We start from the raw sequence: 18,441 nt of genomic DNA on the forward strand, positions 1-18,441 counted from the left end.
TGCCCCGTCCGCGACCCCGTGGGCGGCTCGGGACCGGCCGGGGACCGGCCGCGCGCAGGACGGCATTCCCACCGGAGCAAAGCACCGGCTGTACATCCGCAAAGCCCGCCGCGCCGCCCGGACGTGTCCGTGTCCCGGCGGCGCGGCGGGCCCCGCACTACTCCGTCGGCTCGATCCCCGCCCGCAGCAGTCCGAAGGTGTACGCGTCCTCCAGCGCCTGCCAGGACGCCGCGATGATGTTCTCCGCGACACCCACGGTCGACCAGTCGGCGGTGCCGTCGCCGGTGGTGATCAGCACCCTGGTCGTGGAGTCGGTGCCGGTGCGCCCCTCCAGGATGCGGACCTTGTAGTCCACCAGCTCCAGCTTGGCGAGCTGCGGGTAGATCCGTTCCAGGGCCACCCGCAGCGCCCGGTCCAGCGCGTTGACCGGGCCGTTGCCCTCCGCGGTCGCGACGATGCGCTCGCCCTTGGACCAGAGCTTCACGGTCGCCTCGTTCGCGTGCGTACCGTCGGGGCGGTCCTCGACGATGGCGCGCCAGGACTCGGTACGGAAGTAGCGGCGCACCCGCCCCTCGGCCTCGGCCCGCAGCAGCAGCTCGAAGGAGGCGTCGGCCGCCTCGTAGGTGTAGCCCTTGAGCTCGCGCTCCTTGACCCGCTCGACGACCCGGCCCACCAGCTCGCGGTCGCCCCCGAGGTCGATGCCGAGCTCCTGGCTCTTGAGCTCGATGGAGGCGCGGCCCGCCATGTCCGATACGAGCATCCGCATGCTGTTGCCGACCAGCGCGGGATCGATGTGCTGGTAGAGGTCGGGGTCGACCTTGATCGCGGAGGCGTGCAGCCCGGCCTTGTGCGCGAAGGCCGAGACACCGACGTAGGGCTGGTGGGTGGAGGGGGCGAGGTTGACGACCTCCGCGATGGCGTGCGAGACGCGGGTCATGTCCGCCAGCGCGCCCTCGGGCAGCACGGTCTTGCCGTACTTGAGCTCCAGCGCGGCGACGACGGGGAAGAGGTTGGCGTTGCCGACCCGCTCGCCGTAGCCGTTGGCGGTGCACTGGACGTGGGTGGCGCCCGCGTCGACGGCGGCCAGCGTGTTGGCGACGGCGCAGCCGGTGTCGTCCTGGGCGTGGATGCCGAGGCGGGCGCCGGTGTCCGCGAGGACGGTGGAGACGACGGCCTGGACCTGGGCCGGGAGCATCCCGCCGTTGGTGTCGCAGAGGATGACGACGTCCGCGCCGGCCTCGGACGCGGTCCGCACGACGGCCTTGGCGTACTCGGCGTTGGCGCGGTAGCCGTCGAAGAAGTGCTCGCAGTCGACGAAGACCCGGCGGCCCTGTTCGCGGAGGAAGGAGACGGTGTCGCGGACCATCTCCAGGTTCTCCTCCAGCGTGGTGCGCAGGGCCAGTTCCACATGGCGGTCGTGGGATTTGGCGACCAGCGTGATCACCGGTGCGCCCGACTCCAGCAGCGCCTTGACCTGGGGGTCGTCGGCCGCTTTGGCGCCCGCTCTGCGGGTCGCGCCGAAGGCGACCAGCTCGGCGTTGCGGAACTCGATCTCCTGCTGGGCGCGGGCGAAGAACTCGGTGTCACGGGGGTTGGCGCCCGGCCAGCCGCCCTCGATGAAGCCGACGCCGAAGTTGTCCAGGTGCCGGGCGATGGTGAGCTTGTCGGCGACCGTCAGGTTGATGCCTTCACGCTGCGCACCGTCGCGCAGGGTGGTGTCGAAGACGTGGAAGCTGTCGTCGGTGGGCTTGGCCTTGGTGGTCATGCTGGTCTGACTCCTGTCGGATGAGTGGATCCGGACGATCTGGCTCCACTTGCCCCCATCATCCCGCGCGCCTCGCTCCGGCCGAGGTGAGGGCCGGAAAACAAAAAACCCCTCGCGGGTGCGAGAGGTCTGCGCGCGGGTCTGGGGCACGATGGCCGCGCCGTACGTGGTGGTACGGGACGGTCACTGCGGACCGGCGCGCCTGTTGCCAATAATCATGACGAACGAGGACACGGAGGCAGTCTGGCACAGGACCGCCTCCGTGCCGTGCCCTGTCTCAGGATGCGGGCGTGACGCTCGTCGCCCCGGACTGCCGCGGCTGCCCCTGCGGCTGCCCGGCGGAGGCGACCCGGTTCAGGTCGATGTCGCGGGTCTCGCGCATCGACAGGTAGACGACCAGGGAGACCGCGGCGCAGCCCGCCACGTACCAGTAGAAGCCGGATTCGGCGCCGGCGTTCTTGAACCAGAGCGCCACGTACTCGGCGGTGCCGCCGAACAGCGCGTTGGCGACGGCGTAGGAGAGGCCGACCCCCAGGGCGCGGATGCCGGTCGGGAACAGCTCGGCCTTCACGCAGGCGTTGATGGAGGTGTAGCCGGTGACCACGACCAGGGCGAGGAGCGCGAGGCCGAGCGCGGGCCAGAAGGTGCTGGCATGCCGGAGCATCGTCATGATCGGCACGGTCAGGAAGGTCGAGCCGACGGCGAAGGTGATCAGCAGCGGGCGGCGGCCGATCCGGTCGGACAGCATGCCGGCCAGCGGCTGGATGCACATGAAGACGAACAGCGCGCAGAAGCTGACGAGCGAGGCGGTGGACTTGTCCATGCCGGCGCTCTTGGAGAGGAACTTGGTGAGGTAGGTGGTGTACGTGTAGTACGCCACCGTTCCGCCCATGGTCAGCGCCATCACCAGGAACGCCTCGCGCCGGTGCTGCCAGAGCACCTTGAGCGTGCCGCGGTCCTCCTGCTCGGCGGCGCCGGAGCCGGCGTACACCTCCGTCTCCAGCATGGAGCGGCGCAGGTAGAAGACGATGAGGGCGCCCAGCGCCCCGACGACGAACGGGATGCGCCAGCCCCAGCTGTGCAGCGCCGCGTCGGACATGTTGCGCTGGAGGACGATCTGGAGCCCGAGGCCGACGAGTTGGCCCGCGGTCATGGAGACGTACTGGAAGCTGGAGGCGAAGCCGCGCTTCTCCGGGGCGGAGGCCTCGGTGAGGTAGGTGGCGCTGGCGGCGTACTCACCGCCGACCGAGAGTCCCTGGAGCAGCCGGGCGAGCATCAGGACGGCGACGCCGCCGTACCCGGCGACGTCGTAGGTCGGCGCGATCGCGATGAGGATCGCGGAGGCCGACATCAGGGTGACGGTGAGGGTGAGCGCGGCCTTGCGGCCCTTGCGGTCACCGATCCGGCCGAGCAGCCAGCCGCCGACCGGTCTCATGAAGAAGCCGACGGCGAAGATCCCCATGGTGTTCATGAGGTTGGCGGTCTCGTTGCCCTCGGGGAAGAACGCGTCCGCGAAGTAGACCGCGAACGTCGCGTACACGAACCAGTCGAACCACTCGACCATGTTGCCGGCGGAGCCGACCCAGATCTTCTTCCACTGCTCTCGTCCCATGGTTGGTCACCGTGCCCCAACGGCCGGACGACTCACAAGGATTCAGCGGGCAACGATCGGGCGTACTTACGTGCGTTGTGTTCATCGCAGTAGCGAATCCCGCAGGAACTCCTCTACGTGGGACAGGACTTGTTCGCGTCCGGTGCCGGGGATGCCGACGGCGACGTGGACGCTGAAGCCGTCCAGGAGGGCGCGCAGCCGGGCGGCGAAGCGGTCCGGGTCCACGGCGGCGAACTCGCCGCGCGAGATGCCCTCGGCCAGCAGCGCCACCAGGTCCCGGTGCCAGGCCCCCTCGATCGCGGCCATCCGCCCGCGGGCGTCGGCGTCGGCGTTCTGCGAGCGGTTCCAGACCTCCAGCCAGAGCGTCCAGTGCGGGTCGCGCGGCCCGTCGGGGACGTACAGGTCGACATACGCGTCGAGCCGCTCGGCGGCGGGCGCCTGCCGGGAGAGCAGGGCGCCGCGTTCGCCGCCGAGCCGGCCCTCGCTCCACTCCAGGGTCTGCAGCAGCAGTTCGTCCTTGGTCCGGAAGTAGTAGAGCAGGTGCCCGCTGCTCATCCCGACCTCCCGGCCGAGCCCGGCCATGGTCAGCCCGTCGAGCCCGCGCTCGGCGATGGTGGCCATGGCGGCGACGAGCAGGGACTCGCGGGGCGGGGCCGTGTTGCGCCGTCTGGCGGGGGGCGGGGTCATCGCGCGGCCGGTGCGCTGGGCGTCTGGTTCACCCGTACGTTCTACCGGATGCGCCGGTCAGCCGGGGACCGCGGGCTGCTGCTGGGTGATGCAGTGGATGCCGCCGCCGCCCGCGAAGATCGTGCGGGCGTCGACCAGGGTGACGGTGCGTCCGGGGTACAGGCGGCGGAAGATGCCCGCCGCGATCTCGTCGCGGGGGTCGTCGAAGCCGCACAGCACGACGCCGCCGTTGCAGACGTAGTGGTTGATGTAGGAGTAGTCGACCCAGTGGCCCTCCTCGTCCCGCACGGCGGCGGGCGCGGGGACCTCGACGACGCGCAGGGCCCGGCCCCGCGCGTCGGTCCGGGAACGGAGCAGCTCCACGTTCCGCGCGCAGAGCTCGTGGTCGGGGTGGGCGGGGTCCGGCTGGGTGTGGGCGACGACGACGCCGGGGCCGGCGAACGCGGCGACGATGTCGACATGGCCGAGGGTGCCGAAGCCGTGCGGCGGGTAGTCGCCGGTCAGCCCGCGCTCCAGCCAGATCGCCTTCGTGGTGCCGAGCCTGGCGTGGATCTCGGCCTCGGCCCGCTCCTTCGTCCAGCCCGGGTTCCGCTCCGGGCCGAGCTGCACGGTCTCGGTGAGCAGTACGGTGCCCTCGCCGTCGACGTGGATGCCGCCGCCCTCGTTGACCAGGGGCGAGCTGTGCACCGGGGCTCCGGCGAGGCCGGCGACGTGGCGGGCGATCTTCGCGTCGTGCTCCCAGACGGCCCAGTCCTGCGCGCCCCAGCCGTTGAAGACCCAGTCCACGGCGGCGAGGCGGCTGCCGTCGGTGACGAAGGTCGGCCCGATGTCGCGCATCCAGGCGTCGTCCAGCTCGCGTTCGACCAGCTCGATGTCCGGGCCGAGCAGGGCTGCGGCCTCCTGGGACCGCCCGGTCGGTACGACCATGGTCACCGGCTCGAAGCGGCGTACGGCGCGGGCCACGGCGGCCCACGCCTCGCGGGCCCTGACCAGTTCGTCGCCGGTGAACGTGGCGTTGGGGCCGGGCCAGGCCATCCAGGTGCGCTCGTGCGGGGCCCATTCGGCCGGCATGCGGAAGGTCATCTCGTCGGACTCCTGAAGGCTGTGTGTCGTGAAGCGGAGCGGTACTCGTGGAGTGCTGGATCTACAAGAAGTAGAGGCGGTTGAGCGAGATCGAGTCGGCGGGCCCGGACCGCATCGGAGCCCCGTCCAGCGTCACCAGTCCGCTGTCCCCGTCCACCCCGACCTCGCCGACGCGGGAGTTGAGGCGCAGGTCCGCAGGGCCGATGGAACGGGTGCCGCGTACCGCGACCCTGCGCCGCCGGGTCGGCATCAGGTCGGAGCCGAGAGCGGCTGCGGCCTTCGCCACGAACGCCACCGAGAGATCGGCCGGGGTCGCCCCGTGTCCGCCGAACAGCGGTCCCAGGACCAGCGGTTCACAGGTGTCGGTCGCCGCGTTGGGGTCGCCCGTCACTCCCCAGGCGGGGAAGCCCGACTTCAGGACCAGCTGCGGTTTCGCGCCGAAGTACTGCGGCTTCCAGAGCACGATGTCGGCAAGCTTGCCCACCTCGATGGAGCCGATCTCGTCGCTCAGCCCGTGCGCGATGGCCGGGTTGATCGTCAGCTTGGCCACGTAGCGCAGCACCCGGGCGTTGTCGTCGTGCGGGCCGTCGCCTTCCAGCGGGCCCAGCTCGGCCTTCATCTTTCCGGCCATGGCGAAGGTGCGGCGTACGGTCTCGCCCGCGCGCCCCATGCCCTGTGCGTCGGAGGAGGTGATGCCGATCGCGCCGAGGTCGTGCAGGACGTCCTCCGCGCCCATCGTCCCGGCCCTGATCCGGTCCCGGGCCATGGCCGCGTCGCCGGGCAGGTCGGTCTTGAGGTCGTGGACGGAGACGATCATCCCGTAGTGCTCGGCCACCGCGTCCCGGCCGAAGGGCAGCGTCGGGTTGGTGGACGAGCCGATGACGTTCGGGACGCCCGCCATCTTCAGGACGTTGGGTACGTGTCCGCCGCCGCAGCCCTCGATGTGGAAGGCGTGGATCGTCCGGCCGTCCAGGACGCTCAGGGTGTCCTCGACGGAGAGGCATTCGTTGAGCCCGTCGCTGTGCAGGGCGACCTGGACGTCGTGCTCCTCCGCGACCCGCAGGGCGGTGTCCAGGGCGCGGGTGTGCGCGCCCATGTCCTCGTGCACCTTGAAGCCGGACGCCCCGCCCTCGGCCAGCGCCTCCACCAGCGGCGCGTCGTCGGAGGACGAACCCCGGGCCAGGAAGCCGATGTTGACGGGCCAGGCGTCGAACGCGTTGAACGCGTGCCGCAGCGCCCACGGCGAGTTGACGCCGACGCCCCAGACCGGGCCGAACTCCTGGCCGATGACGGTGGTGACGCCGGAGGAGAGCGAGGCCTCCAGGATGCGCGGCGAGAGCAGGTGGACATGGGTGTCGACGGCGCCGGCCATGGCGATCAGGCCCTCACCGGGGACGATGGTGGTGCCCGTGCCGACGACGACGTCCACCCCGTCGAGGGTGTCCGGGTTGCCGGCCCGGCCGATCGCGTGGACGCGGCCCTCGCGGATGCCGATGGAGACCTTCCGGATGCCCTGGACGGCGTCGATGACCAGCACGTTGCTGATGACGACGTCGCAGGTGTCGCGGACGGCGGCGGCCTTGAGGTGCAGCCCGTCGCGCGCGGTCTTGCCGAATCCGGCCAGGAACTCGTCGCCGTGACGCTGCGCGTCCGACTCCACGCGCACCACGAGCCCGGAGTCGCCCAGCACGACCCGGTCCCCGGCACGGGGTCCGTGCACCGACGCGTACTCGTAGGGGTCCATCAGTCCTCGCCCTCCGCTCCGAGATAGCCGCAGGCCACCGCGCGTCGCAGGGCCTCCTCCTTCGCGCCGGGCGCGTCCAGCGGACCGTCGACCAGACCGGCGAAGCCGATCGCGATCCGGGCGCCGCCGATCGGCTGCAGTCCGACCTCGGCGGCGCCGCCCGGATCGAACCGGACCGACGATCCGGCCGGCACGCACAGCCGCATGCCGTACGCGGCCGCCCGGTCGAAGTCGAGCCGGGGGTTGGCCTCGAAGAAGTGGAAGTGCGAGGTGACGCTGACCGGCACCGTCGCGGTGTTGCGGACGGTCAGCCGCAGCACGGGCTCCGGTTCGGCGTGCTCTGGGGCGGGCAGCAGCGCGCCGGGGGCGCTGTCGCCCGGCCGGGTCCCGTCACCGGCGCCGATCGGGTCGGTCACCACGGCGAGCCGTGACCCGTCGTCGAAGACGGCCTCCACGTGCACCTCCGTGACCACGTCCGCCACTCCCGGCAGCACATCGTCGGCTCCGAGCACGGCACGGGCGGCCGCTATCGCCTCCGCGAGCCGCCGCCCGTCGCGGGCCGCCTCGCAGACGGTGTCCGCGACCAGCGCGGTCGCCTCCGGGACGTTGAGCCTCAGCCCGCGGGCCCGGCGGGCACGGGCGAGTTCGGCGGCTCCGAAGAGCAGCAGCCGGTCACGCTCAGTCGGGGTCAGTCGCACGTCACCACACCTCCTGTTTGAACGTCACTCTAACTGCGGGCCGCCCAGCACTCCACCCTTCACACAAAGAATCCAGAACATCGAGACCATTGACGAGTCGCATCGACCTACGTCACATTGAGCAGCACTCAAACAGTCGAACGTCAGGGGCGGCCTCATGCCGATCGAACAGCGCGGAGTCGACACCATCCCGGAGGCGGAGCGCACCAGCACTCCGCGTGACCTCGTCTCGATCCTGCTCGGATCGAACCTCTGCCTGGGCGTGATCGTCTTCGGCTGGCTGCCGGTCTCCTTCGGGCTGGGCCTGTGGCCCGCGGTGACCTCGGTCGTCGCCGGCACGGCCGTCGGGGTGGCGGTCACCGCACCGCTCGCCCTGGTCTCGCTGCGCACGGCGACGAACCTGTCGACCTCCAGCGGCGCGGCCTTCGGCGTACGCGGCCGGCTCGTCGGGTCCGTCGTCGGACTGCTGCTCGCGCTGGGGTACACCGCTCTCACCCTGTGGATCGGCGGCGATGTGATGGTGGGCACCCTGGCCCGCCTCGCCGGACTCCCCTCCGGCGGCCTCTCGCACACCCTGGTCTACGCGGTCCTGGCGGCCTGTACGGTCGTCGGCGCGGTGTACGGGTACCGGCTGCTGCTGCGCCTGAGCAAGATCCTCGCGGTCGGCATGACCGTACTGCTGCTCATCGGGCTGATCGCCTACGCGCCGGACCTCACGACGGCGGCGCCGCCGGACACCCCGTACCTGCTCGGTTCGTTCTGGCCCACCTGGGCGCTGTCCGCCGTGGCCGCCGGGCTGAGCGGGCCGATCGCCTTCATCACACTGCTCGGGGACTACACCCGGTACATCTCACCGGTCCGCCACCACCCGCGCCGGGTACTGCGCGCCACCTGTCTCGGCCTGGTCGTCGGACTGCTGGTCCCGCAGCTCTTCGGTACGTACACCGCGCTCGCGGCCCGCGCCTCGCTCGACTACGCGGGGCCGCTGGTCACCGCCGCACCCGCCTGGTACCTGGTCCCGCTGCTCCTCGCGGCCACCGCGGGCTCGGTGGGCAACGCCGGGCTGATGCTCTACTCGATGGGCCTCGACCTGGACGCGATCCTGCCCCGCGCCACCCGGGCACGGGCCACGCTGGTCGTCGCCGGGGTCGCCACGGCGTTCGTGTTCCTGGGCCACTTCGTGTGGAACGCGCAGTCGGCGATGACGTCGTTCGTCCTGCTGCTCACCGCGATCGGCACGCCCTGGGCGGTCATCACGATGATCTCGCACCGGCGCTGCCGGGGTGCGTACGACGCGGAGGCCCTCCAGGTCTACAACCGGGGCACCCGGGGCGGCGTCTACTGGTTCCGGTCCGGCTGGCACCCGCACGCCACCTCCGGCTGGGCGCTCGGCGCCGCGGTGGGCCTGTGCGGCGTCTCCACCCCGCTCTACGAGGGCCCGCTGCTCGCGCTGACCGGCGGGGTGGACTGCAGCTTCGTGCTGTCGGGGCTGGTGGGCGGGGTGACGTACGCCGTGCTGACCCGGCCGGGCGCGCACAACGCCGTCGGCCGGGCCCGCGGAGGGGCCCGGCCGACGGCTCAGCACACGCCCTGACGGGCTCGTGCCCGGTCAGCCGATCCGGTGCATCCAGCCGTGGGTGTCCTCCGCGGTGCCGCGCTGGATGTCCAGCAGGCGCTCACGCAGCTTGAGGGTGACCGGCCCCGGCGTGCCGTCGCCCTGGGTCCACTCGCCGCCCGCGCTCTTCACGGTGCCGACGGGGGTGATGACGGCCGCGGTGCCGCAGGCGAAGACCTCGGTGAGGGTGCCCGCCGCCGAGTCGTCGCGCCACTGGTCGATCGAGACCCGGCTCTCCTCGGGCTCGTAGCCGAGGTCCGCGGCGAGCCTGAGCAGCGAGTCGCGGGTGATGCCGGCCAGCAGCGAGCCGGTCAGGGACGGGGTGACGATCTTGTTCCCGTACACGAAGTACAGGTTCATCCCGCCGAGCTCCTCGACCCACTTGTGCTCGACGGCGTCGAGGTAGGCGACCTGGTCGCAGCCCTTGGCGGCGGCCTCGGCCTGGGCGAGCAGGGAGGCCGCGTAGTTGCCGCCGGTCTTGGCGTCACCCATGCCGCCCGGGACGGCGCGGACCCGGTCCTCGGAGAGCCAGATGGAGACGGGCTTCACACCGCCGGGGAAGTACGCCCCGGCCGGCGAGGCGATGACCAGGAAGAGGTACTCGTTCGACGGGCGCACCCCGAGGCCGACCTCGGTCGCGATCATGAACGGGCGCAGGTACAGCGACTCCTCGCCGCCGTGGGCCGGGACCCAGGCCGCGTCCTGCTGGACCAGCGCGTCGCAGGCCTCGACGAAGGTCTCGACGGGCAGCTCGGGCATCGCGAGCCGGCGGGCGGAGGACTGGAAGCGCGCGGCGTTGGCCTCGGGGCGGAAGGTGGCGACCGAGCCGTCGGGCCGGCGGTAGGCCTTGAGGCCCTCGAAGATCTCCTGGCCGTAGTGGAGCGTCATGTTGGCCGGGTCGATCGACAGCGGCGCGTACGGGACGAGCTGGGCGTCGTGCCAGCCGCGGCCTTCGGTCCACTTGATCGTCACCATGTGATCGGTGAAGTAGCGGCCGAATCCGGGCTTGACCAGGATCGCCTCGCGCTCCGCGTCGGACAGCGGGGTCGAGGAGGGCTTGAGCTCGATCGTGGGCGTCGTCATGAGTACGTGTCCTTCACCGTTTTGTGTGTGTAGGACCGCGCGCACGCTCTCTCGCGCCGGACAAGTGCTAGGACGTCCGAGCTTCATGGCGAGCCACGGCCCCGTTCGATTATCTCTCGCGGGAGGCCGTGCACGAAATGACGTGTGTGCGGTCCAGGATTCGATGGTGACACCCGGGGCCGCACAGGAGAAGCCGCCGGGTGCCTGTGGGACCCGGCGGCTTTGAGGCAGTCGTCGGATCAGCCCGCTACGCGTACCGCGAGCGCGTCGCCGATCTCGTCGGTGGTGCGGGCGGTCCCCTCACGCTCCGCGAGGTCCGCGGAGACGGCGTCCTCGATGAGCATGGCCTCGGCCTGGTAGCCGAGGTGGCGCAGCAGGAGGGCGACGGAGAGGATCGTCGCGGTCGGGTCGGCCTTGCCCTGGCCCGCGATGTCGGGGGCGGAGCCGTGGACCGGCTCGAACATCGACGGGAAGGCGCCCGTCGGGTTGATGTTGCCGGAGGCGGCCAGGCCGATGCCGCCGGAGACGGCCGCGGCGAGGTCGGTCAGGATGTCACCGAAGAGGTTGTCGGTGACGATGACGTCGAAGCGCTCCGGCTGGGTGACGAAGAAGATCGTCGCGGCGTCGACGTGCAGGTAGTCAGTGGTGACCTGGGGGTACTCGGCCGCCACCTTGTCGAAGGTGTTCTTCCACAGGTGGCCCGCGTACACGAGGACGTTGTTCTTGTGGACCAGCGTCAGCTTCTTGCGCGGGCGGGCGGCGGCCCGCTCGAAGGCGTCACGGACGACGCGCTCGACACCGAAGGCGGTGTTGAGGCTGACCTCGGTGGCGACCTCGTGCTCGGTACCGGTGCGCAGCGAACCGCCGTTTCCGGTGTACGGGCCCTCTGTGCCCTCGCGGACGACGACGAAGTCGATGTCCGGACGGCCGGCCAGCGGGGTCTCGGTGTTCGGGAACAGCTTCGACGGCCGCAGGTTGATGAAGTGGTCGAAGGCGAAACGCAGCTTCAGCAGCAGCCCGCGCTCCAGCACGCCGGACGGCACGGAGGGGTCACCGATCGCGCCGAGCAGGATGGCGTCGTGCCCCTTGAGGGCCTCCAGCTCCGCGTCCGGGAGGGTTTCACCGGTGCGGTGCCAGCGCTGGGCGCCGAGGTCGTACTCCTTGGTCTCCAGCTTCACATCCTGCGGGAGAACAGCGTTGAGGACCTTGAGGCCCTGGGCCACGACCTCCCGGCCGATACCGTCACCGGGGATCACTGCGAGATTGATGCTGCGAGACATGTTCGGCACGATACTGCGCGTCCCACCCCATGACACGTGGCGTCCATCATGCGGACACATGGGCTGTTGTACGTGCACCGTTCACCTATCCGACGGGAGCACGTCAGCGAGTGGGTGGAGGTTGTCGCCCATGGACATCCCCCGCTTCGGAATCCCCGAGAAGCTCGCCGACCGCATGAGCATGGCCGAGCAGCACGACTACCTGCGCAGCCGGCTGACCCGTCGCGGCGTACTGCGCACGAGCGTGGCGACCGCCGCCGTCGCCGGTGCCGGTCTCGGCACCTCGCTGACCGCCTCCCCCGCGTACGCCGCGCCGACGGTGCTCACCTCGCACAGCACGACCCGGGTGGACGGCTCGCTGGTCGCCCCGTTCGGCCGGCACCTGGCCTACGGCGCCGACCCGAGGACCCAGATGGCGGTCTCCTGGCAGGTCCCGTTCGCCGTGCGCCGCCCGTACATCCGGATCGGCCTCAAGCCGTGGGCGCTGAGCCGGAAGATCGACGCCGAGGTGCGCCACCTGACCACGCCCCGGCTGAACGACGGCAAGATCGCGGCCGCCGAGCAGTTCTACGTACACGCGGGCCTGGAGCGGCTGAAGCCCGGCACGACGTACTACTACGGCGTCGGCCACGACGGCTTCGACCCGGCCGACACCCGCAACCTGGGCACCCTCGGCACCTTCACCACCGCGCCCTCGCGCGCCGGGAACTTCACCTTCACCGCCTTCGGCGACCAGGGCGTCAGCTACCACGCGCTCGGCAACGACCAGCTGATCCTGGGCCAGAACCCCGCCTTCCATCTGCACGCGGGGGACATCTGCTACGCCGACCCCTCGGGCTCCGGCCAGACGAGCGACACCTATGACGCCCGCACCTGGGACCAGTTCCTGGCGCAGACGGAGACGGTGTCGAAGACCGTGCCGTGGATGGTGACCACCGGCAACCACGACATGGAGGCCTGGTACTCGCCGGACGGCTACGGCGGCCAGAACGCCCGCTGGACCCTGCCCGACAACGGACCGGACCCGGTGAACCAGCCGGGCGCCTACTCCTTCGTGCACGGCAACGTGGGCGTGATCGCGCTCGACGCCAACGACGTCTCCTACGAGATCCCGGCCAACTTCGGTATCAGCGGCGGCAAGCAGACCCGCTGGCTGGACCGGCGCCTGGGCGAGCTGCGGGCCCGCCAGGACATCGACTTCCTGGTGGTCTTCTTCCACCACTGCGCCTTCTCCACGACCAACGCGCACGCCTCGGACGGCGGGGTGCGGGACGCCTGGGTGCCGCTCTTCGAGAAGCACCAGGTGGATCTGGTCATCAACGGGCACAACCACGTGTACGAGCGCACCGACGCGATTCTCAGGAACACCGTCAAGCGCGAGGTGCCCATCGGTGAGCGCACCAACCCGAAGCGGGACGGCATCGTGTACGTCACCGCGGGCGGCGCGGGCAAGGCGCTGTACGACTTCCCGGCACCGGACAGCTACGAGGGACACGTCACGGACCTGGAGAGCGTGAACACCTACCACGTGGTCAAGGGCGGCGGAAAGGCCACCGAGACCGTCGAGTGGTCACGGGTGCGCTACACCGGCTTCTCGTTCCTCGCGGTGGAGGTGGAGGCCGGGCGGCACGCCCGGATGAAGGTCACCGCGCTCGCCGAGTCCGGCGAGCGCATCGACCACTTCGAGATCAGCCGGGACTGACGGACTGATCAGCAGGTCACGGCCGGGCCGAGGCGGGCCCGGTCAGTGACCGGTGGAGCCGCCGTTGTCCCTGCGGTCGAGGGCGCGCTGCAGGGCGGCGGCGGCGTTGCGGCGCTCCGACTCGGTCGGGCGGTGGGCGTGACGGACGCGGCGGACAGTGGTCTCGGCCATGGTGGATCGACTCCTTGAGATCGCGAGGATTTCGAGATCGAACTTCGTGAACGGTGATTTCGAGATCGTTGATTTCGAGGCGCCGGAAGGGGCGGGAGCGGATGCCGCAGGGGTTACCTGCATCGGGGCACGCACTCACAACGCCAGTCGCTGGTTCCAGCGAGACGTTCGGCTCCTACAAAGCTAAGGCAGCCGGGCCGTTCTGTCTCCACAATTACTCGGACTTCCTACTATCTGAGACGGAGGTTTGCGGCGGCTCACCCGCCGCTCACTCTCAGCTCCCTGATCAGGGCCCGCACGGCGGCGGATCGCGCCAGCTCAGGGGTGGTGACATAGCCCACGGTGCGGGTCGGGCGCTCCGGTCCGAGAGCGGTGATCTCGACCGAGTCGGGTGCCGCGTACAGGGACAGTCCGGGCATGATCGCCATGCCGAGACCGGCGGACACCATCGAGAGCACCGCTCCGTCGTCCTCGGCCTCCACGGTCGCCCGCGGGATCCAGTCCTGCGCCGCCCACCACTCCCGGGTGTACGAGGTGCAGTTCTCCGCCCAGTCCAGCAGCGGGAGCGTCCGGGGCGCCGGATGGCCGGCCGGGTGCACGAGGGCGTACTCCTCCTCCCGCAGCACTCCCCCGACCAGCTCGTCCGGCACCGGCGACGAACCGCCCACGGTCGCGATGCCCAGGTCGGCGCGCCCGTCCAGCACCTCGCCCGCCGTGCCCCGCCCCAGCTCGCGCACCACGCGCACCATCGGCTCGATCCCCGGGTGGCGGGCCCGCAGCCGCTCCAGCGCGGGCGGCAGCAGATGCAGGGCGGCACTGCGGAAGGCCACGATCCGCAGCGGCCCGGCCGGTACGGCGCCCGACTCCGCTCCGGCCGCCGCCCGCGCCTCGGCGCCCATCAGTTCCAGCAGCCGCAGCACCCGCCGGGCGTATCCGAGGGTGCTCGTGCCCGCTGCGGTGGGCGTGGCACCCCTGCGGCCGCGCTCGAAGAGAACCGCGCCGATCCGCCGCTCGGTCGTGCGGATCGCGTGGGAGACGGCCGACTGCGTCATGCCGAGAGCCGCGGCGGCGCCGGAGAAGCTGCCCGCGCCCTCGACGGCGAGCAGGACGCGCAGCTCGTTCGGAGTCAGGTCGGCCATCGTGCGGGTCCTCTCGTTCCATGAACGCCGCTCATAGAAACGGCCTTTCCATCGACGCAACCCCCTGCCGGGACGGAAAGTTCCTTCCTACGGTCACTGCCATGACGACGACACGCACCGCCCGCGCCTTCCAACTGGCCGCCCGTCCCACGGGCTTCCCCACCCCGGATCTCTTCACCCTGACCGAGTCACCGGTGCCCGACCCCGCCCCAGGACAGGCCCTGGTGGAGAACCTCTACCTGTCCGTGGACCCGTACCACCGCGAGGAGATGGACGGTGGCTGGGAGCTGGGCACCCCGCTGGAGGGCCGCGCCGTCGGCCGGGTCACCGCCTCCCGCGACCCGGGGCTCACGGAGGGCGACCTCGTCTTCCACCGGCAGGGCTGGCGCACCCACGCCCTGGTCACCGCCGGCACCGACGGCACGCGCCGCCTCCCGTCGTACGAGGGGGTACCGCTCACCGCCCACCTCTCGATCCTCGGCGGCACGGGCCTCACCGCCTATGCGGCCCTGACCCGCGTCCTCGAACTCCGCCCGGGCCAGGACCTCTTCGTCTCCGCCGCCGCGGGCGGGGTGGGCACGGCGGTGGGCCGGATCGCCCGGCTGCTCGGCGCCGGCCGGATCATCGGCAGCGCGGGCTCGGCCGCCAAGGTCGCCCGGCTCACCGGGGAGCTCGGTTTCGACGCGGCCTTCGACTACCACGACGGGCCGGTCGGCGAGTTGCTGGCGAAGGCCGCGCCGGACGGGATCGACGTCGCCGTCGACAACGTGGGCGGCGACCACCTGGAGGGCGTCATCGGCGCGATGCGCGACTACGGCCGGATCGCCTGGGTCGGCGCCGTCGCCCAGTACCACTCCGCGCACACGCCGCCGCCCGCCCCGCGCAACCTCTTCGACGTGGTCGGCAGGAGCCTGCGCCTCGAAGGCGTGCTCGTCCGCAATCACCTGGACGCCCAGGGCGAGTTGGAGGCGCTGCTCGTCCCGCACCTGCGCAGCGGCCGGATCGCCCCGGACGTCACGGTCGTAAACGGCTTCGAGCGGGCCGTGGACGGCTTCCTGGGCATGCTGCGCGGCGAGAACACCGGGAAGATGCTGATCCGCACGGCCGCGTAGGGTCGGGGCACCCACGTACTCAGGCGGACGTGAGTACCCGACCCGTGTCGAATGAACGTGAGTCGGACGAGAGTTGCGGTCATGAACGGCCTCTACGCTCTGAAGCCCTGGTACGCGGACCGGCTCTCCGGTGTCCGTGCCTCGCTGGTCCGCCACGAGGTGTCGCCCGACACCGTCACCGCGGCCGGCGTGGTCGCGGCGGCCGGCGCGGCCGCCGCACTGGCCTGGCTGCCCGCAGGCCCCGCCGTGCTGCCGGTCGCCGTACTGCTCGCGGCCCGGCTCGCCTTCGCCAACCTGGACGGGGCGCTGGCCCGCGACACGGGCCGCACGACCCGGCGCGGCGCGGTACTGAACGAGCTGGGCGACCGGGTCGCCGACCTCGTCGTGCTGGCCGGCTTCCTCACCCTCGCCCCGCTGTGGCTGGTCGCGCTCACCGGCCTCGCGGCCACCCTGCCGTCCTGGGTCTCGCTGGCCGGGGCGGCGGCCGGAGCGGCCCGGCGCAACGGCGGCCCGGTCGGCAAGACCGAACGCTGCCTGCTCGTCGTGATCGCCGCGGCGAGCGGCTGGGCCGTGCCCGTACTGACCGTGATCGCGGCCGGCTCGCTGCTCACCGCCGGGCTCCGGCTGGCCGGCCTCTGGCGGGAGACGTCATGAGCGCCGTACTGATCGCGGAGGAGGCGGCGGCCCGCGCAGTACCGCTGGTCGCGGGCGTGCTGGGCGCGGGCGGCGCGGCCGTCGCCGTCCTGCCCTCCACCCTGCGGATGCGGGCGGAGCTGCGCAGGCGGTGGCGGACCTGGGCGCTGGTCGCACCCGTCTTCCTCGGGTCCTACCTGCTGGGCGGCGGCGGTACGTACGCGCTGGCCGCCGGGCTCGGAGTGGTCGCGGCGAGCGAGTTCGTCCGGATGGCGGGGCTGCGGCGCGGTGATTACGTGGTGCTGGTGGCGGCCGCGCTCGTGCTGCCCGCGCTGGCCTGGCTCGCGCCCCACCTCCTGGACCTGCGGGCGGCGGCGCTGCTGCCGGTCGCCGCCGCGCTGCCGTCCGTGCTGGGCGGGGACGACCGGACCGGATTCACCCGCGCCGCCCGTACCGCTTTCGGGCTGCTGTGGATCCCGGTCGCGCTGACCGGCCTGGTGACGCTCGGCGGAACCGCGGTCACCGTGGGTCTCGCGGTGGCGCTGGGCGATGTCGGCGCCTGGTGCGGCGGTACGGCACTGGGGCGGCGCGGTCCGCTCGCCCGGCCGCTGTCGCCGCTCTCCCCCAACAAGACCTGGGCGGGCGTGCTCGGCGCGGCCGCCGCGACGGCCGGACTCCTGCTCGTACTGGGCGGGTTCAGCCTGCCGCTGTGGGCGGCGGTGACCGGCGGCTGCGTCCTGGGCGACCTGGTCGAGTCCATGGTCAAACGCGAGTCGGGGGTGAAGGACGCGGGCAGCTGGCTGCCCGGTTTCGGCGGCCTCCTCGACCGGATCGACTCCCTGCTCGTGGCCCTTCTCCTGGCGACGGTGATGACCTGATGAACACGCTCCTCGGCACCCCCGTCCCCACCGTTCTCCCCCGCCGCTCCCGGGCCGCCGCGGCGCTCCGGCGCGGGCTGTGGTGGACCGTCCTCAGCCTCACCGGCGGGGTCGAGCGGCGCGGCGGGCTGCCCGGGGGCGGCTGTGTGGTGGTCGCCAACCACTCTTCGCACGCCGATACGGCCGCCCTCCTCGCGGCGCTCGACGCCCGGCACGGCCCGGCGATCGGGGCGGCGGCAGACTACTGGTTCGCCTCCCCCTGGCGGCGCCGGATCTGCCGCAGGCTCGCGGCCGGGTTCCCGGTGCGACGGGGCGGCGGAGGAATGGACGATCTGCTCGCCATGGCCGGTGAGCTGCGCGCGGGCCGGGCGGTCGTGCTGTTCCCGGAGGGCACCCGGGCCAGCGACGGCGAGCTGGGCTCCTTCCACCGGGGCGCGCTGGTGCTGGCCGAGGAGGCGGGGGTGCCGGTCGTGCCGGTGGGGATCGCCGGCACGGACCGGCTGCTGCCCAAGCACGGCCGGCTGCGGTCCTCGCTGGTACGGGTGACGGTCGGTGCACCGCTGCCGTCTGCGGTCACCCCCGGGCAGGCCCGTGACGCGGTGCGGGTGCTGCAGAGCCGGACGGCGAGGGAGCCGCTGCGGGACTCGGCTGCCCGGCGGCGGGTGGCGGCCGTGGTCACCTCGCGATGGGGTCTGCCGCTGGCGTTCTGCTGGGCGTTCGCGGAGGCGCTGAGCTGGCCGCTGATGCCGGAGCTGCTGCTGGGCGCGGTGTGCGTGGCCGCCCCCCGGGCGGCGCTGAAGATGTCACTGGGCGCGCTCGCGGGCAGCCTGGCCGGTGGCCTTCTCGCCCTGCAACTGGCCTCGGCCGGGGCCCAGTTGCCCGCACCGCTCACCACGGACCGGATGCGCGCGGAGGTCCGGCACGAACTGGCCCTGGAGGGTGCGTCCGCGGTGCGCCACCAGCCGTGGAACGGCATCCCGTTCAAGGTGTACGGCGCGGAGGCCGGGCGCGCCGGGGTCCCGGCCGCCGAGTGGCTCGGCGCGTCCGCGGCGGCCCGTGGCTCGCGCACGCTGACGGTGGGCCTCGCCTTCGCCGGGTTCGGGCTGCTGCTGCGCCGCCACCGCCGCCACTACGGCCGCTTCCTCGCCCTGCTGGGCGGCGGGTTCGCGGCGGGGCTCTCGATGATCGTGCACGGCTGGAGCTGAACCGAGGACCCCGTACATGGAAACCGCCCCCCGG

General features: G+C 72.0%; 16 protein-coding genes. 6 read left to right on the plus strand and 10 right to left on the minus strand.

What is annotated here, in order from left to right; genetic code table 11:
* Positions 1–157 precede the first annotated feature (157 nt).
* From cimA to ureA, 6 genes are all read right to left on the minus strand, one after another.
* Positions 158–1,765 carry a citramalate synthase gene (gene cimA, locus ACZ601_RS34860; protein ID WP_440576838.1) on the minus strand — a complete coding sequence of 536 codons (1,608 nt, stop codon included), beginning with the start codon at positions 1,763–1,765 and terminating at the stop codon, positions 158–160.
* Between the two features lie 277 nt (positions 1,766–2,042).
* Complete coding sequence (locus ACZ601_RS34865; RefSeq protein ID WP_440576837.1) at positions 2,043–3,377, minus strand: MFS transporter; 1,335 nt, start codon at positions 3,375–3,377, stop codon at positions 2,043–2,045.
* Between the two features lie 81 nt (positions 3,378–3,458).
* Positions 3,459–4,064 carry a TetR/AcrR family transcriptional regulator gene (locus ACZ601_RS34870; protein ID WP_469545375.1) on the minus strand — a complete coding sequence of 202 codons (606 nt, stop codon included), beginning with the start codon at positions 4,062–4,064 and terminating at the stop codon, positions 3,459–3,461.
* Positions 4,065–4,121: 57 nt separating this feature from the next.
* Positions 4,122–5,147, minus strand: a complete 1,026-nt coding sequence (locus ACZ601_RS34875) for an agmatine deiminase family protein (RefSeq protein WP_469545377.1) — start codon at positions 5,145–5,147, stop codon at positions 4,122–4,124.
* 61 nt (positions 5,148–5,208) lie between these two features.
* Complete coding sequence (locus ACZ601_RS34880; RefSeq protein ID WP_440578884.1) at positions 5,209–6,891, minus strand: urease subunit alpha; 1,683 nt, start codon at positions 6,889–6,891, stop codon at positions 5,209–5,211.
* Positions 6,891–7,589 (minus strand): urease subunit gamma, encoded by a 699-nt coding sequence (gene ureA / locus ACZ601_RS34885; RefSeq protein WP_469545380.1) that lies wholly within the window; start codon positions 7,587–7,589, stop codon positions 6,891–6,893. The genes ACZ601_RS34880 and ureA overlap by 1 nt, the downstream gene beginning before the upstream one ends.
* A 157-nt stretch (positions 7,590–7,746) precedes the next feature.
* On the opposite strand from ureA, the gene ACZ601_RS34890 reads away from it, so the two are divergent.
* The gene (locus ACZ601_RS34890; RefSeq protein ID WP_469545382.1) at positions 7,747–9,183 is read left to right on the plus strand and encodes a cytosine permease; all 1,437 of its coding nucleotides are present in this window, start codon (positions 7,747–7,749) and stop codon (positions 9,181–9,183) included.
* Positions 9,184–9,198: 15 nt separating this feature from the next.
* Here ACZ601_RS34890 and ACZ601_RS34895 read toward each other — a convergent pair whose 3' ends face one another.
* A complete protein-coding gene (locus ACZ601_RS34895) occupies positions 9,199–10,287 on the minus strand; it encodes a branched-chain amino acid aminotransferase (RefSeq protein ID WP_440578809.1) in 1,089 nt (362 codons plus the stop codon).
* Positions 10,288–10,526: 239 nt separating this feature from the next.
* Positions 10,527–11,567 (minus strand): 3-isopropylmalate dehydrogenase, encoded by a 1,041-nt coding sequence (locus ACZ601_RS34900; protein ID WP_440578808.1) that lies wholly within the window; start codon positions 11,565–11,567, stop codon positions 10,527–10,529.
* Positions 11,568–11,697: 130 nt separating this feature from the next.
* On the opposite strand from ACZ601_RS34900, the gene ACZ601_RS34905 reads away from it, so the two are divergent.
* Positions 11,698–13,269, plus strand: coding sequence for a purple acid phosphatase family protein (locus ACZ601_RS34905; RefSeq protein ID WP_469545385.1), 1,572 nt, complete (start codon positions 11,698–11,700; stop codon positions 13,267–13,269).
* A gap of 42 nt (positions 13,270–13,311) precedes the next feature.
* On the opposite strand, the gene ACZ601_RS34910 is transcribed toward ACZ601_RS34905, so the two are convergent.
* Both ACZ601_RS34910 and ACZ601_RS34915 read right to left on the minus strand, forming a co-directional pair.
* Positions 13,312–13,440, minus strand: coding sequence for a hypothetical protein (locus tag ACZ601_RS34910; RefSeq protein WP_274535172.1), 129 nt, complete (start codon positions 13,438–13,440; stop codon positions 13,312–13,314).
* Between the two features lie 257 nt (positions 13,441–13,697).
* A complete protein-coding gene (locus tag ACZ601_RS34915) occupies positions 13,698–14,579 on the minus strand; it encodes a LysR family transcriptional regulator (protein ID WP_469545387.1) in 882 nt (293 codons plus the stop codon).
* 101 nt (positions 14,580–14,680) lie between these two features.
* Between ACZ601_RS34915 and ACZ601_RS34920 the strand changes: the two genes are divergently transcribed.
* From ACZ601_RS34920 to ACZ601_RS34935, 4 genes are all read left to right on the plus strand, one after another.
* Positions 14,681–15,691 carry an NADP-dependent oxidoreductase gene (locus ACZ601_RS34920; protein ID WP_469545389.1) on the plus strand — a complete coding sequence of 337 codons (1,011 nt, stop codon included), beginning with the start codon at positions 14,681–14,683 and terminating at the stop codon, positions 15,689–15,691.
* Positions 15,692–15,772: 81 nt separating this feature from the next.
* Entirely contained in the window at positions 15,773–16,345 is a 573-nt protein-coding gene (locus ACZ601_RS34925; RefSeq protein ID WP_469545392.1) for a CDP-alcohol phosphatidyltransferase family protein, read from the plus strand.
* The gene (locus ACZ601_RS34930; RefSeq protein WP_469545394.1) at positions 16,342–17,202 is read left to right on the plus strand and encodes a phosphatidate cytidylyltransferase; all 861 of its coding nucleotides are present in this window, start codon (positions 16,342–16,344) and stop codon (positions 17,200–17,202) included. Before ACZ601_RS34925 ends, ACZ601_RS34930 begins: the two co-directional genes overlap by 4 nt.
* Positions 17,202–18,407 carry a lysophospholipid acyltransferase family protein gene (locus ACZ601_RS34935; protein ID WP_469545396.1) on the plus strand — a complete coding sequence of 402 codons (1,206 nt, stop codon included), beginning with the start codon at positions 17,202–17,204 and terminating at the stop codon, positions 18,405–18,407. Before ACZ601_RS34930 ends, ACZ601_RS34935 begins: the two co-directional genes overlap by 1 nt.
* The last annotated feature ends 34 nt before the right edge of the window (positions 18,408–18,441 follow it).

The sequence above is a fragment of the Streptomyces sp. NPDC104307 genome, from assembly GCF_055584045.1.